The sequence below is a fragment of the Bacillus gobiensis genome, from assembly GCF_001278705.1.
In the GTDB taxonomy this organism is placed as follows: domain Bacteria; phylum Bacillota; class Bacilli; order Bacillales; family Bacillaceae; genus Bacillus; species Bacillus gobiensis.
This window is the reverse complement of the sequence record NZ_CP012600.1, coordinates 2,715,463-2,730,369: the sequence shown is the minus strand read 5'-3', so window position 1 is coordinate 2,730,369 and position 14,907 is coordinate 2,715,463. Positions and strand designations below refer to the sequence as shown.

11 protein-coding genes and 2 pseudogenes are annotated in these 14,907 nt (G+C 40.3%); 12 read left to right on the top strand and 1 reads right to left on the bottom strand.

Annotated elements, in window-relative coordinates:
• Positions 1-86: 86 nt before the first annotated feature.
• The 3 genes from AM592_RS13765 (at position 87) to AM592_RS13755 (ending at position 2,317) form a co-directional block, all read left to right on the top strand.
• A complete protein-coding gene (locus tag AM592_RS13765) occupies positions 87-842 on the top strand; it encodes a thioesterase II family protein (RefSeq protein WP_053604319.1) in 756 nt (251 codons plus the stop codon).
• Positions 843-845: 3 nt separating this feature from the next.
• A complete protein-coding gene (locus tag AM592_RS13760; protein WP_053604318.1) occupies positions 846-1,541 on the top strand; it encodes a 4'-phosphopantetheinyl transferase family protein in 696 nt (231 codons plus the stop codon).
• A gap of 107 nt (positions 1,542-1,648) precedes the next feature.
• Entirely contained in the window at positions 1,649-2,317 is a 669-nt protein-coding gene (locus AM592_RS13755) for a DUF2306 domain-containing protein (protein ID WP_225970229.1), read from the top strand.
• A gap of 85 nt (positions 2,318-2,402) precedes the next feature.
• Here AM592_RS13755 and tagU read toward each other — a convergent pair whose 3' ends face one another.
• Positions 2,403-3,347 carry a polyisoprenyl-teichoic acid--peptidoglycan teichoic acid transferase TagU gene (tagU, locus tag AM592_RS13750; protein WP_053604317.1) on the bottom strand — a complete coding sequence of 315 codons (945 nt, stop codon included), beginning with the start codon at positions 3,345-3,347 and terminating at the stop codon, positions 2,403-2,405.
• 179 nt (positions 3,348-3,526) lie between these two features.
• Between tagU and AM592_RS13745 the strand changes: the two genes are divergently transcribed.
• The 9 genes and pseudogenes from AM592_RS13745 to tuaD all read left to right on the top strand — a co-directional run bounded on the left by AM592_RS13745 (position 3,527) and on the right by tuaD (position 14,891).
• Positions 3,527-3,862 (top strand): hypothetical protein, encoded by a 336-nt coding sequence (locus AM592_RS13745; RefSeq protein ID WP_053604316.1) that lies wholly within the window; start codon positions 3,527-3,529, stop codon positions 3,860-3,862.
• 43 nt (positions 3,863-3,905) lie between these two features.
• Complete coding sequence (locus tag AM592_RS13740; protein WP_225970397.1) at positions 3,906-5,966, top strand: SpoIID/LytB domain-containing protein; 2,061 nt, start codon at positions 3,906-3,908, stop codon at positions 5,964-5,966.
• A gap of 100 nt (positions 5,967-6,066) precedes the next feature.
• The gene (locus AM592_RS13735) at positions 6,067-7,551 is read left to right on the top strand and encodes an N-acetylmuramoyl-L-alanine amidase (protein ID WP_053604314.1); all 1,485 of its coding nucleotides are present in this window, start codon (positions 6,067-6,069) and stop codon (positions 7,549-7,551) included.
• Between the two features lie 121 nt (positions 7,552-7,672).
• Positions 7,673-8,830: pseudogene (locus AM592_RS25200) on the top strand (S8 family peptidase); the annotation flags it as partial.
• A gap of 33 nt (positions 8,831-8,863) precedes the next feature.
• A pseudogene (locus AM592_RS25195) lies at positions 8,864-9,745 on the top strand (cell wall-binding repeat-containing protein); the annotation flags it as partial.
• Positions 9,746-10,031: 286 nt separating this feature from the next.
• Positions 10,032-10,691 (top strand): sugar transferase, encoded by a 660-nt coding sequence (locus tag AM592_RS13725; RefSeq protein ID WP_053604313.1) that lies wholly within the window; start codon positions 10,032-10,034, stop codon positions 10,689-10,691.
• A gap of 15 nt (positions 10,692-10,706) precedes the next feature.
• On the top strand, positions 10,707-12,170 hold the full coding sequence (gene tuaB / locus AM592_RS13720; RefSeq protein ID WP_053604312.1) for a teichuronic acid biosynthesis protein TuaB: 1,464 nt from the start codon (positions 10,707-10,709) through the stop codon (positions 12,168-12,170).
• Positions 12,167-13,396 carry a teichuronic acid biosynthesis protein TuaC gene (gene tuaC / locus AM592_RS13715; protein ID WP_053604311.1) on the top strand — a complete coding sequence of 410 codons (1,230 nt, stop codon included), beginning with the start codon at positions 12,167-12,169 and terminating at the stop codon, positions 13,394-13,396. The genes tuaB and tuaC overlap by 4 nt, the downstream gene beginning before the upstream one ends.
• Positions 13,397-13,556: 160 nt before the next feature.
• The gene (gene tuaD, locus AM592_RS13710) at positions 13,557-14,891 is read left to right on the top strand and encodes a UDP-glucose 6-dehydrogenase TuaD (protein ID WP_098945244.1); all 1,335 of its coding nucleotides are present in this window, start codon (positions 13,557-13,559) and stop codon (positions 14,889-14,891) included.
• Positions 14,892-14,907 lie beyond the last annotated feature (16 nt).

Genomic DNA, 14,907 nt, shown 5'->3' with positions numbered 1-14,907 from the left:
CACGAGAGAATAAAATCATTGAAGTGCTGTTCCTTTCTCATTAAGCAAAAGGACAGCGCTTCTACCAAAATGAAAGAGTGAGGAATTTGCAGAATAAATGGGTAATAATCGATGAAGTAAAACCAGAGGCGAGAATGAGATTGTTTTGTTTCTCGTATGCTGGTGGAGGAGCTAATGTTTACAAAACATGGAACAAATATTTGCCGGATGATCTTGAGCTAGCGAGTATTGAGCTGCCGGGAAGGGGAAGAAGAATCACTGAACCATCTATTCGTCATAAGGATATTTTAGTGGAGACGTTAAAAAAAGCCATGATTCCTTATTTAGAGGAAAAACCATATTGTTTCTTTGGTCATAGTATGGGAGCTTTAATCGCTTATGAATTGATCCAGTCTTTAAATAAAAGTGAAGGATTGCTGCCAAGGCACTTTTTCCCTTCAGCTCATAGAGCTCCTCATCTTCAGAGAAGCACGAATAAAACGACGTACAATTTACCAGATGATGCGCTTATTCAGAGGTTGAGAGAGTTAGATGGAACACCGGAAACTGTTCTAAATAATAAAGAATTATTAAATATAGTGCTTCCTATTATGAGAGCAGATCTTCAGATTTGCGAAACATACCAATATTCTGCTGATAATAAAGTATTATCTGTCCCTATTACAGCATTCGCTGGAAAAGGTGATAGAAGTGTTGCAGTGGAATCCATCGATGCATGGAGTTCACTGACAAGCAGAAGCTTTGATTGCATTAAGATGGAAGGAAATCACTTTTTTATTCATCAGCATGAACAGGTGATTGTCCAAAAAATAGCAGAGACTTTAGAATTATCAGTAGTGTGAGTTATGAGTACGCAGTTATTTCTAGCGGAATTACCGGATGCGATAGATGAAGAGATGATCAATAAAGCGATTTGTTTGCTTCCTCCTATTAAAAGAGAGAAGATAAAATCCTTTTATCATATAGAAGACTCTATAAGAAGCTTACTTGGGTATATGATGCTTCAAAAGGTCTTGCCACGCAGCCAGTATCCTGATTCCATTAGCTTTACAGAGTATGGAAAGCCTTTTGTGAAGAATCAAAACCATTTTCAATTTAATATTTCTCATTCAATGCGTTTGGTTGTATTAGCAGTTTCTAAGTACGAAATAGGTGTGGATATTGAATATATAAAGCCAGTCTGCCTAGATTCAATGAGTGGGGCACTTACGAAGGAAGAGTATGCATATCTGCAATCTCTTCCTGATGATGAAGCCGAAAAATATTTCTATACGATTTGGACAGTAAAGGAAAGCTTTTTAAAAATGATCGGAACAGGGCTGAGTCTGTCACCGGATCGACTAAATACAAATGTATATTTTGATAGACCCACTATAACATTAGACGGAAAACAGCAAAATGTATCTTTTCAGACCTTTCAAGTCGAATGCCGCTATCAACTAACTGTTTGTATACGTGGGACCTGTCAGATAAATAATATGGAAACGCTTGATGCTGCAGAGCTATTAAAAGACTTGGTTGAAAATGAAAATATGAAATAATATAAAGATAAAGTTGTTTGAGTCATAAGGGATTAATGTCAGTGGTTTTTGTTTGATAGTACGCACAAATATATTAAACCGAGCAAGTAGAAAGGTTGTTTAGATCATTGACAGAAACCAGTAAATTAACAATGTTTTTTAAATGGGGCATGTTTGTATTAGGGTTTAGCATCGTTATATATGCTATTATTCAATATGGGATTATCGGCTTGGCGAATTCTGGATTTTATTTTGTTAAAGTCGATTATTATCAAGAGAAACTATCCAGTATATGGGATGTAATGATATTAATCCATATTTTTGGATCGGCAATCCCCTTGCTAATTGGTCCCTTCTTATTTATCAAAAAGATTCGAAAAAATAACCTGTCCATTCATCGAATCATGGGATACATATATGTGGGAGGCATTTTAATCGGAGGACTCTCGGGATTCTATGTAGCCTTTTATTCTACGGGGGGGATTATTTCCCACGTTGGTTTTATTATCCTTTCTGTTTTATGGATTTTTACGACCCTGATGGCGACTTACCATGCGGTGAAAGGAGAGATACTTTTTCATCGAGCGTGGGTAATAAGAAGCTACAGTTTAACTTTTGTGGCAGTAACATTACGGTTGTGGCTCGGGTTATTTGCTATGATATTTGGCGGTGAAGCTTATGCTTCCTATTACATAGTGATTTCATGGCTATGCTGGGTGCCCAATATAATCATAGCATGGATTTTTACAGCTCCTTATATCAATAAGGGAAAACAATATCGAAAAATTTCTATTTAGAGTGCAAAAGCAGCAAAAGAAAAAAGGATCAATTTTCTTTTGCTGCTTTACTTTTTAGAGAGCTTATCGGACAGCGAATTTTAAATTAGTTTTTGCTTGCCGTTTTGTCCATTTCTAAATTTTCTTTCAGTTCTTTCGAAATCGCAAGCCGGTCATCTTCGTTCACTTGATAATAATACACGCCGCCTATTTTTCCCCCTGTGCCTTTCAATTCGTGTTGAACGACATGATCAGCCGCTTGTTTATAGTTCGATTGAATGTCCCACATATTATCAAATGAAAGGTTTGTTTTTACATTATCTTCAACAACATTAAACATGTCTCCGAATTTCGTGATCGATGAGATATTAGCGCCTTTATCAATAATACCTTCAATCACTTGCCTTTGCCGGTCTTGACGGCCAAAATCGCCTCTCGGATCATCATACCTCATTCTTGAGTAAGCGAGTGCTTCTTTTCCGTTTAGATCTAACTGGCCTTCATTAAATGAATATCCATCATAGTCAAAAGCAAATGTACTGTTTACGGTAACTCCGCCAAGAGTATCTACGATGTCTCTGAAGCTTTCCATATTTACTTTTACGAAGTAATCAACAGGGACATCAAGAAAATTTTCAACCGTGTCAATCGTCATTTGCGTTCCGCCGTATGCATAGGAGTGGTTAATTTTATCCATCGTGCCTTTCCCCACCAGCTCTGTATACGTATCACGAGGAATACTTACCATTTCCGTTGTCTTTGTTTGGGGATTGATTGCCATATAGATCAGAGAATCTGAACGGCCGCTGTCGCCGCTTCTTTCATCGACACCCATAATTAAAACAGACACAGGATCCTTTTTGTTCACATCTACTTTTTCAACACGCCGGTCTGACGGATTGATTTCTTCATTAATACTGGCTACAGTCTTTGCTGCTTTATCCCAAAGGAAGTAGGCATAACCCCCTGCAACTAATATGAATATACCAATGATGGACAGGACGATTGCTAACACCTTTTTTTTCTTTTTTCTTTTTTTCTCAGCTCTCATATTTCCTCACCTTATTTTTAGTAGTTTAATTTGATTATATTGGTAAGACATAATCCAAACAACCTAAATCTTTTAGATTACAAAAATTAGACGAAAAGATCCGAAAAATGGTTTCAAAGATCATTTTTTTCCTTTAAACTTATTACGTAATGTCGATATAGAGGTAGAGGTGAAGAAATTTGAAGAAATTTGTTTTATCTATGTCACTGATGCTTTTCTTAGCCGGCTGCGGAACGAATGAGGCTGCTCCTGAAGATCAGAAAAACAGTGACAACCAGACAGAAAACAGCAGCAGCGAGACAGAATCCAGTGAAGTAAGCAAAAGTGGAACATTTTCTGGTTTGGCAGACGAGCACACGATAGCTGTCGAGATTGATGGGGAAGAAACTACATTTCAAGTAGATTCAGAACTGCAAGAGAAGGCAAAAGGAATTGAGGATGGTACTTCTGTTGAAGTGAAGTATGTAGAAGCAGATAATGGAGTATTGGAGCTTAAAGAAATAGAAACAAAATAAAAACAATTTAGGATCCAGATGGGGGAATGCAATCTTGAAATGTGTGAAGCGCCTGCTTCTGCCGTCAGTGGTGGCGTCTGCCTTGTTATTGCCACTGGCCGCACCTGCAAGCGCAGGAGAGAATGATACGATTTCTGTTAAGCTAAAAAACTACATAGGAAACAAAGAGAGTTTGTTTATCGATATTAATGGAGAATACAAGGTTAATGGAATGGCAGACACGACCCGTTACGGAGGAGATACACGTTTTGATGTGGCGAACAACGTAGCGAATGCCGGATGGACAAATCCCGCGAATGTTATTGTTGTCAATCGTGACGCGTTTGGTGACGCGTTAGCCTCGACTCCTCTTGCCTACAAATTAGACGGGCCGATCCTCTTAACTGATGCGAATCGCCTCACCCCAAAAACAGAAGAAGAAATAAAAAAATTGAATCCAGATAATATTTTAATTATTGGCGGCACGATCAGTGTATCGAAGAATGTGGAAAAAACGTTGTCAAACTACGGGAACGTCAATCGGATTGGCGGGGCGACACGTTACGAAGTAGCCAAAAACATTCAAAAAAGCTATTTTCCGAGTGCTAGTGGTGCTGTTGTGGCAACAGGAATGAAATTTACGGATGCACTGTCGAGCGCTTCGTACGCTGCAATGAACGGATATCCGATATTGCTTTCAGGAAATAATACCATTCGAAACGATTATACGATTCCAAGCCGTGTGGTTATTTCCGGCGGGCGTTTAAGTGTCAGCTCAGGCGTTGAAAATACGCTTAAGCAGAAAGGTGCTTCTGTTGAGCGAGTAGACGGAAGATCAAGATATGAAGTATCCGCTAATTTAATCAAGCAGCTAGGAATGAAAGCAGATAAAGTATTTCTTTCAAACGGCCAAACATTTGCTGATGCACTTACAGGTTCGGTACTCGCGGCAAAGGAAGGAAGCTCGCTGCTTTTGATCGAACCAAACAGTCTTCCCGATCCAGTGAAAAACTTACTTAACGAACAGAATACATCTAAATACAGCTTGCTCGGCGGAATCATTTCGATCACCGACACGGTGCAAAACAGCCTAAGCGGTATGTTGACCGGAAACGGATATACTGTTGAATCGATCAACGGAAATCTTGAATTAAAGCAGCACGGGGCAAAAATTAAAAACCTGGGCACGACTTTTACAGCTCAGCCTGTCGATTACAATAAAGACGTCATGAGCATTAGTGGAAGAAGATACTTAGGAAACATGAATTTTGCGGTAGAAGCTGGCAGGTTTGTCCGGCCAACGAATGAAAACATACCATTTGAAGATTACATAAAAGGTGTCGTCCCTCGAGAAATGCCTGCAGGCTGGCATGTGGAGGCATTAAAGGCCCAAAGCGTTGCTGCAAGAACTGTAGCCGTAAAAAACAAAGGGAAAACAATTGATGATACGACCAGCTATCAAGTTTTCGGCGGCTATGAATGGGACAGCAGAACCTCCGGGTTAGTAGAAGAAACAAGAGGAAAAGTGCTGAGAGATCAATACGGAAAGCCAATTACTGCTGCATTTTCTTCAAATAATGGAGGACATACTGAGGACAGCAGTGCCGTATGGGGAACTTCATTGCCTTATCTGTCTGCCCAGCCGGATCCGTTTAATCCAAATTTTGAATGGAACTATCTATTAGACAGACAGAAAATCAAAGATATGTTTTACAGTACTTTAAAGTCAGATATTGAAAAGCAATTGGGAAATACGAAAACCGTAACGATTGAAGAAGTAACGAATGTCAGTACTAGAGGTACGACTAGGGGACAGCGGGCAGAATTCGTAACCGTTGACGTTAAGTATTCAGCCCAAGATAATCTATCAGGTGCAGTCTCACCTGGTAATGGAACGGTTACCATAAAAGCGGGTGATTTTAGATCAAAAGCAGGATCAACTAATATTAAAAGTACGATGTTCCATATTGAAAACAAAGACGGTTCGTTCATCTTTTATGGCAGAGGATACGGCCACGGAATTGGAATGAGCCAGTATGGGGCTCAAGCTAGAGCGAATGCTGGACAATCGTATATCGATATTTTGAAGTTTTATTATCCTGGTGCAAATCTAACAAATTATTAATCTGAAAAGAGACACGTCAGAGGCGTCTTTTGATGCCTTTGATCCCGTCTCCTTTTCGCTTTTTTGACTTAAAAACTATCTAAATTTGGAGGGAACATTTTTGTGGTTACATGTAAAGAGCATAATACTCATTATGTTCGGGCTAATCTTATTTATCCCTAATGCTTTCGCTGCCAATTCAGTGGAGCGTCTTGATGGCGCTAGCCGTTACCAGGTGGCTGTCAATGTATCGGAAAAAGGGTGGAACTCTGCAGATACAGTGATTGTCGCCAACGGAAACGCCTATGCAGATGTATTGGCTGCCTCGCCTTTGGCTTATCTTCACAACGCGCCCATATTGTTGACAGAGAACAACAAGCTTACAGGTCCTACGAGGGATCGAATCAAACAGCTCGGAGCGAAAAAGGTTATCATTATTGGCGGAGATATTAGTGTTCAAAGAAATGTGGAACACGAAATTAATAAACTCGTAGGGTCAGTTGAACGAATTGGAGGAGCCAGTCGCTATCAAGTGGCGGAAAATATTGCGGGAAAGCTTCCGAACCAATCAAAAGCTGTCATAGCGAACGGTACCGCATATGCGGACAGCCTTGCAATCGCTTCCTATGCGGCTAGAAACAAAATTCCGATCTTGCTCACAACCTCGGGGGCGATTCCACAGCCAACGATAGACGCGATGCGAAATAAAGGAACATCTTCCACGATTGTCGTAGGCGGAGAAATCAGTGTAGAAAAGAGTGTGTACGATCAGCTCCCTTCTCCAACGCGAATCGGAGGAGCCAGCCGTTTTGAAGTAGCTTCAAACATTGCTGATAAATATTATTCTTCATCGAAAGAGTCTTTTATCAGCAACGGCTATGCTTATGCTGATGCTTTGTCAGGATCAGTTTTGGCTGCAAAGCAAAACCGGCCGATGCTGTTTACAGATGCAAAAACATTGCCGGAAAAAACCAAAGATGTTATTGGTTTGAAGAACATAAATTCGTTCACAGTGCTCGGCGGTACAATATCCGTACAAACAAATGTGATGAATCAATTAAATAATGCCGCCAAAATATTATTTATTGATCCTGGTCATGGCGGAAGTGATCCGGGTGCAATAGGATATGCAGGTATTAAAGAGAAAGATGTTAATCTTGCAATATCAAACAAAGTCGTAAAGAAACTAGATGCAGCAGGAGAATTTACAATTGCTTCTAGAACAGGAGATACGTATCCAACTCTTGATGATCGCGTCGAAAAAGCGAATGCTGCAAATGCAAACATTTTTATTAGTATCCACGCTAATTCAAGTGACAACAATAATGTAGTAGGTAGTGACACATTTTATTATAATGGTTCTGCAAGCAGTAAAAGATTAGCTCAGGAACTTCAAGAGAGAATCCCGAAAGCGATGGAAACCAGAGATCGTGGAATTTCTGAGGGAAATTGGATAAAGGTTATTGATAAATCAAACATGCCAGCTGTATTAGCGGAAACTGGATTCGTATCTAATAGTAGTGATGCTAGTAAATTAAATGATCCATATTATCAGGACAGAGTAGCCCAAGCCATTTATGAAGCGATCAAAGCATACTATAAATAAAATCGAATTGATCATCATCAGGTAGTCTCCCGGGGGCTACCTGTTTTTTAATATTCTATGGTAGAGTAGATACGGAGATAAAAAGAATGGAGTTCTTGTCCGAACAAAAGGGAGGAGAAAGATGAAAAAATCGATCTGTATTCTTTCTATATTGTTTTTGTTCATCAATATACAGACGACCTATGCGGAAGCAGATGATCGTTCTAGTGACATTCGTAAAACTCAAATAGACGGATTATTTGATGAAGAAAAAGATTTTAGTCAAAGAGAGTTAGTTATTAAATTCGAGCCTTCTATTAAAGAAGAAGAGAAATCTCAAATACTGGCTAACTATCATCTATCAGAACAAACTTATAATGAAAATGGCGGTTTTTCTCTTGTATCAGCTTCTCCGGAGTCTGAATTGAAAGGCACCGCTGAGAGATTAAGAAACGATAAGCGTGTACAGTTTGTCGAACCGAACTTTGTCATAGAGTCCGCTTACGTACCACAAGAACCTGGCTATAGTCATCAATGGTCATTAAAGAAGATCAACATGGAAAAAGCCTGGGATATTACGAAAGGATCTTCCGACATCACTGTTGCAGTAATTGATGGAGGTTTACAAAGTGATCATCCTGATTTAAAAGGGAACGTTTTGCCTTCATATAACGCGGTTACCGGCGGGAAAACAATTACTGCTGACAAGCACGGCACTCATGTGGCAGGTATAATTGCCGCTTCTTTAAATAAGCTGGGCATTACCGGCATCGCTCCAAATGTGAAAATACTGCCGATTGATGTTTTTGAAGGAAAAGAAGCAAATGCGTATGATGTTGCTGACGCTATCATCTATGCAGCAGATCACGGGGCGAATGTCATTAACCTGAGCCTAAGCACGACCAACTATGCGCAAGTAATGGAAGAAGCCATTCATTATGCCCGGTCGAAGGGAATCGTGACAGTAGCATCTGCAGGTAATGATGGTTCTGATGTCCCTGAATATCCAGCTGCTTTAGATTCAGTGATATCTGTCTCATCAACGAATAGTCAGGATGCACATTCGAACTTTTCCAATTATGGGCCGGAGATTGATATTTCTGCTCCGGGAGAAGGAATCTACTCGACAGTGACCGGCAGCAAGTATGGAACAATGAATGGAACTTCCATGGCTGCGCCTGCCATTTCTGGAACTGCAGCTTTGATCCTTTCAAAAAATCCTTTGCTGTCCGCAGATAAAGTGACTAGCATTTTAATGAAGTCTACAATCGATTTAGGTGAAAAAGGTAAAGACATATTATTTGGAAACGGTCGTATTGATGTTGATAAGGCGATGAAAAATACGCCCTTACCGGTGGATCGTCTTGATGGAGCAAGCCGTTACGAGGTAGCGGCCAATGTTTCTAAAAAAGGATGGAGCACGGCAAATACTGTCGTTATTGCCAACGGAAGCGCCTATGCAGATGTGCTGGCTGCCGCGCCTTTGGCCTACCATCACAATGCGCCCATTTTGTTGACAGAGAACAACAAACTGACTGGTTCAACGAAGGAACGTATGACCCAACTGAAAGCCAAAAAAGCAATTATTATTGGCGGCAGCCTAAGTGTTCAGGACAATGTTGCAAATGAAATAAAAAAGCTCGTGGGTACAGTTGAACGAATCGGAGGAGACAGCCGCTATCAAGTGGCGGAAAACATTGCGGGAAAGCTTCCGGGCCAATCAAAAGCAGTCATTGCCAACGGAACAGCATATGCAGACAGCCTCGCTATTGCTTCCTATGCGGCGAAAAACAAGATTCCAATCCTGCTGACAACTTCGGAATCACTGCCAGAGCCAACTGCGAATGCTTTGCGAAACAAAGGAACGTCATCCACGATTGTTGTCGGAGGAAAAATCAGTGTCGGCGAGAATGTGTACCAGCAACTGCCTTCTCCGACGCGAATTGGCGGTAACAGCCGCTTTGAGGTTGCTTCACACATTGCAAAAAACTATTTTTCTACATCTAATGAAGCCTTTATCAGCAATGGCTATGCTTATGCGGATGCCCTTTCCGGATCAGTATTGGCTGCAAAACAAAACCGCCCTATGATGTTTACAGATGCCCGGTCATTGCCAAATGCAACGAACGAAGTCATCACCTCAAATAAAATGAAGGGATTCACGGTACTGGGCGGTAAAAAATCAGTAAGTGATCAAGTGGTTCGTCAATTGGAGACTTTCGAAATACCGCAATAATACAGCATAATTATGAATAATGAAATCTATTAGAAACAGATAGCCAAATTGGTTATCTGTTTTTTTGATTGTTGTAGTTTAAATATGGATATTAAGTAAACATCATCCTATTATTCTAACCTTTACAATAAAAATACATTAAAGAAATATTCTCGTAATGATAGAGTCAGACTTTAACACTATCTTTACAGATTCTTTACTTTCGTATGCTAAACTCTGCATAGCACGGCAAAACAGTCCTATTCTATCGTGAGGTGTGTGTTAAGTGAATGCAGAAAAAAGCATGAATTTGTATAGGCAGTATCGTGTTCGTCAAGACCGGTCCCGGCCATTGTCCGTGAAAGCACAAAAATATTTAATAGTAAAGCGGATGCTGGATATTGCATTTTCAATCATTGGTCTTGTTTTTGCTTTTCCGGTAATCCTTTTTTTTGCTATGCTAATTTCAATTGAAACACCGGGTTCACCATTTTATATACAAGAACGCGTCGGTATGAATGGGAAGTATTTTAAGGTCATCAAGCTAAGGTCAATGAGAAAAGATGCCGAGAAAAGCGGTGCAAAATGGGCTGAAGCGAATGATCCGAGGATTACAAGGATCGGTTCTTTTATTCGCAAAACGAGAATTGATGAATTGCCTCAGCTGCTGAATGTGCTTCTCGGAGACATGAGTATAGTAGGTCCAAGACCGGAAAGACCTTGCTTCACTGCAGAATTTAATAACCAAATACCCGGGTTTACAAACCGTTTAATTGTAAAGCCTGGTTTAACAGGCTGGGCACAAGTAAACGGCGGATATGAAATCAGCCCGAAAGAAAAACTTATTTTTGATCTATATTATATTAATCACTTGACTTTTCTAATGGATATTAAGATTATGTTAAAAACGTTTAAAGTTGTGTTAACTGGAGACGGAGCCAGATAAAAAGTAGGGAAGTTTATGTCAGCCATTACAAAGCAAATACTGGGCGGAGCAAAGTGGACAAGTCTGTCAACGTTACTCATTACGGTTATCCAAATCGGACAATTCGCGCTCTTGGGCAATCTCATGACAATATCGGAATTCGGTCTTGTCGGAATGATCACAACGATTACCGTGTTTGCCCAAATTATATTCGATATGGGTATCGGGGCAGCTCTTATTCAAAAAGAAAAAGTGACAGATAATCAGCTTTCAACTTTGTATTGGCTGAATATCTTATTTGGTCTGCTCGTTTTTGGGGCTTTATTTGCGCTAAGCCCATTAATTGCCGACTTTTATCATCGTGAAGAGCTCACAGGTCTCATACAGATTTTGTCCATCATGTTTATTATTGCGCCTTTCGGACAGCAATTTCAATATTTGCTGCAAAAGGATTTGAACTTTCAGCTCCTGAGCAAGATTGAAGTTTTGTCCATTCTCTTATCTTTTGCGGTGCTTATCGTTTTGATTTTTTCGGGGAGTTCGATTGTCGCGTATGTAATTTCACAAGTTTTTTTGTATTCCTTTCGAGGGCTTGCTTATTTTGCGGTTTATCAAAAAAAATGGAGGCCGTCTTTTGTCTTTAAATTAACAGAGGTCAAAGAGTTTTTTTCATTTGGCGGCTTTCAGCTCGCATCAAGGCTTGTGAATCGAATCGGTGCAAATATTGATATGATTCTAATCGGAAGATTTCTCGGGGCAGAAGCACTCGGAATATATAATTTGGCTTATCAAATCGTAACCATTCCAGTATTAAAAATTAATCCGATTATTACTAGAGTCGCGTTTCCGGTCTTCTCTAAGCATCAAAACGATCATAAAGTGATATCAGAAGGATTTTTAAATATGACGAAGATGCTTTCGTTTATCACTTTTCCACTGCTTATTGGCTTGATTGCTGTCTCTGAATTGTTTATCGAAGTGTTTTTCGGAGAACGCTGGCTTGTAGCGATTCCAGTATTAAATGTATTGGCAATCGTGGGAATCCTCCGGGTGATTATGAATCCGAACGGAAGTGTTCTTTTAGCAAAAGGAAGGGCGGATCTCGCATTTTACTGGGATTTTGGAGTCATGATTTTGTACGGACTATCCCTTTATGCTGCGGTAATGTCAGGTAATTTGCTTATGGTTGCCTGGATTTATGCGGCCGTTAGCTTCATTAATTTTTTGATAGGAAGATGGCTCGTCAAGTATTTAATCCGTTTAAGTATCAAAGATTACGCAGCCGCGTTAATGCAGCCTTTGCTGCTTACACTGATTATGGCTGGAGTGGCTTATTGCGTGAACGTCTTAATACAGTCCATTCTTCCGGATAAAACAGTTTTGCAGCTTTCCCTGTCTGTTGCAATAAGCGCAGTTTGCTATGGAATATTAGTATTTCTTTTTAATAAACAGATCGTTCGAAATCTTTTCAATAAAAGAACGAGAGGGCAATTACGATGAAGGTGTTATGGATTACAAGCACGTATCCAAGTGAACAGAATCCGGGGACAGGCATTTTTCATGAGACTCAAGCACAGGCATTAAAAAGGCTTGGAATTCATGTGGAAATTATATGCCCAAAACCCGTTAATTTGCCTTTTATTAGAGGGCTAAAAAAACAATATAAGATGAATGAAAATGTTCCGGCATATGAAATCAGAAATGGAATTCCGGTACACCGCCCATCCTACCGTGCGGTTCCCGGCCAGTTAAAGTGGGCCCAGCCGCACAAAAGAATTGCAGGCGCGGTGCTCCGAACGATGAAGAACAATTCCATTAAGCCTGATCTCATTCATGCTCATTTTGCCATGCCTTCAGGAGGAGCTGCGGCGATCGTTTCTGAATCAGCATCTGTACCATATGTGCTTACGCTTCATGGAAGTGATGTGAACGTCTATCCTCATTACAGCAGGAGTGCGTACCAGGCGTTTTTGCTGGCGGTTCAATCTGCCTCTATGGTCTTTTCGGTCAGTGAGGAACTAAAGAAAAAGGCAGAGGAAATGGCGGGAGTATCGCCCGTGTTCCTTCCAATCGGTGTAGATTTTCACCGGTTTCAAAAGCCGGCATTAGATAAGATGGAACTAAGAAAAGCGCATGCGCTGCCAGCTGATAAAGTTATTCTTACATTTGTAGGAAGGCTGGTAAAGGATAAAGGCGTTTATGAGCTGGCTGAAGCAGTAAAGAGGCTGGAAAGCAATTATTTTGCTGTTTTTATAGGAGATGGACCGGAAAAAGAAGCGCTGCAAAGCAGTTTGGGAGAAAAAGCGAAATTCACCGGCCAAATCGCAAATTCCCTTGTAACAGAGTATCTCTCATTGTCTGATCTATTTGTTCTTCCTTCCTACCGCGAAGGAATGCCGACAGTTGTAATTGAAGCACTTGCATTGGAAACACCTGTACTCAGTACAGCTGTTGGAGGGGTTCCCTCTTTATTCGGGAGACACAAAGATTTGTTAGTGAGTCCTCAATCGGCTGATGCGCTCTTGAATGCAATTGTTGATTTTACTGAAAAAGACACATATACGCCTGAAATCGTAAAAGAACTTCACGAACAGGTACGATTGGAATACGATGCAGATAGAAATGCTAAGTTTTTGGCAGACCATTATCACAATGCATTGACAACTTTTAAGAAAGAAAATCAAGAGAACCTTCAATCAGAGGAGGATTCCCGTATTACCCGCTGATTAAAAGTAAACCAACCGGGCTATTACGGGATAGTCTCTTGTATAATTCTTACTACCCGTCATACGAGACACTTTGAAAGATTCGGTTTAAAGGGCATAAAATCCGTCCAAAATAGTTAAGAAAATGCCTACTTGCCAATCATTCATCAAGAAGGGAACGATGATTTTGAAAACAATTGCCGTCATAGGAACTGGATATGTAGGATTGGTTTCAGGCACCTGCTTTGCTGAGAAAGGGAATAAGGTTATTTGCTGTGATATTGATTCGAATAAAATAGAGAATTTGAAAAAAGGCATTATCCCTATCTATGAGCCGGGTCTTGAAGAGATGGTTCTGAATAATTTGGAAAATGAACGGCTCACATTTACAGTAAATATCGGTGATGCCATTCGTGAATCTGATATTGTCTACGTCGCAGTTGGTACACCAATGTCAGAATCAGGCGAAGCAGACTTAACCTTTGTAAAAGCTGTCGCGCAAACGATTGGCGAAAATTTAAATTCGTATAAAGTAATTGTTAATAAAAGTACGGTGCCTGTGGGAACAGGAAAGCTTGTGGAATCAATTGTCCGCGACGTCTCAGATGGACAAATTCCTTTTGATGTTGTATCGAATCCAGAGTTTTTGCGTGAAGGCTCGGCCATTAAAGATACAATGAATATGGAAAGAGCTGTGATCGGTGCCACAAGTGAAAAAGCCGCCGAGATAATCAAGGAATTGCATCAGCCGTTTACGGATAAAATTGTTACCGGCAGCGTGGAAAGTGCAGAAATGATTAAATATGCGGCTAACGCATTTCTGGCTACAAAAATCTCATTTATTAATGATATAGCCAATATTTGTGAACGTGTAGGAGCCGACGTAAAGAAGGTTTCAGAAGGAATCGGCCTCGATAGCAGGATAGGAGCAAAGTTTTTAAATGCCGGAATTGGTTTTGGCGGATCCTGCTTTCCGAAGGATACGACTGCACTTCTTCACATCGCTAATTCCGTTAATTATCCGTTTAAATTAATTGAAGCCGTAATTGAGACTAATGCGAACCAAAGGCAAATCATGGTTCAAAAACTTCTGGATGTGTTTGGGGATATAAAAGGAAGAAAAATATCCATTTTGGGTTTGGCTTTCAAACCGAATACAGATGATATGAGGTCTTCACCGGCGATCGATATCATCCCCAAGCTTGTTGAGCTGGGAGCGGAAGTATGTGCCTATGACCCAATCGCAATTAAGGAAGCAAAAAAATATTTAGGTGAACAAATAACCTATAGTGAAAACTTATACGAAACGATAGAAGGTACCGATGCTTGCTTGATTTTAACGGAATGGGAAGACGTCAAAGCTATCGATTGGAATAGTTTCAAAGCGAAAATGAATCAGCCGATTTTAATTGACGGCAGAAACTTATTCGAGCTTGAAAGTATGAAGCGTGAAGGAATTATTTATCACTCAATCGGACGTCCTGCCATAAAATATGAAAACACCATAAAAGCCTAGAGATAAGGGAGTTTTT